Source organism: Pseudomonas sp. NPDC086112 (assembly GCF_044746425.1).
Lineage (GTDB): Bacteria > Pseudomonadota > Gammaproteobacteria > Pseudomonadales > Pseudomonadaceae > Aquipseudomonas.
This window is the reverse complement of sequence record NZ_JBIVCD010000112.1, coordinates 393-1,067: the sequence shown is the minus strand read 5'-3', so window position 1 is coordinate 1,067 and position 675 is coordinate 393. Positions and strand designations below refer to the sequence as shown.

The following is a 675-nucleotide window of genomic DNA, read 5'->3' as shown; positions in this document are numbered from 1 at the left end:
GGTGGACGGAATGAAGCTGTGCCAGGACTGACGCTCGGCCATCTTCTCGGCACCACGGTGGTGGTAACCGACGTCCGGCACGCAGTCGACGATCTCTTCACCGTCCAGCTGCAGAATGATGCGGAACGCACCGTGCGCCGAAGGGTGGTTGGGACCCAGGTTGAGGAACATGTAGTCCTCGTTCGCACCGGAACGCTTCATGCCCCAGTCTTCAGGCTTGAAGCGCGCGGCTTCTTCCTCAAGCTGTTGCTTGGCCAGGGTCAGGCTGAACGGGTCGAACTCGGTGGCGCGGGCCGGGAAGTCCTTGCGCAACGGGTGACCTTCCCAGGTCGGCGGCATCATGATGCGGGTCAGGTGCGGGTGACCGGCAAAGTTGATGCCGTACATGTCCCACACTTCACGCTCGTACCAGTTGGCGTTCGGCCACAGACCGGTCACGGTCGGCACGCTGAGGTCGCTCTCGGACAAGGCGACCTTGATCATTACGTCACTATTACGTTCGATCGACATCAAGTGATAGAACACAGTGAAGTCGGCGCCGCTTGGCAGCCCTTGACGCTTGGTGCGCAGACGCTCGTCCACGCCGTGCAGGTCATAGAGCATGACGTACGGCTTGGGCAGGTTACGCAGGAAGGTCAGGACTTCGACGAGTTTGGCGCGGGCAACCCAAAGCAC

At 61.2% G+C, this 675-nt stretch carries 1 protein-coding gene; it reads right to left on the bottom strand.

Annotated elements, in window-relative coordinates; all coding sequences use genetic code 11:
• Nucleotides 1–675: NADH-quinone oxidoreductase subunit C (locus ACIPLA_RS28325; RefSeq protein WP_401177784.1), on the bottom strand; the 675-nt coding region annotated here is incomplete at both ends.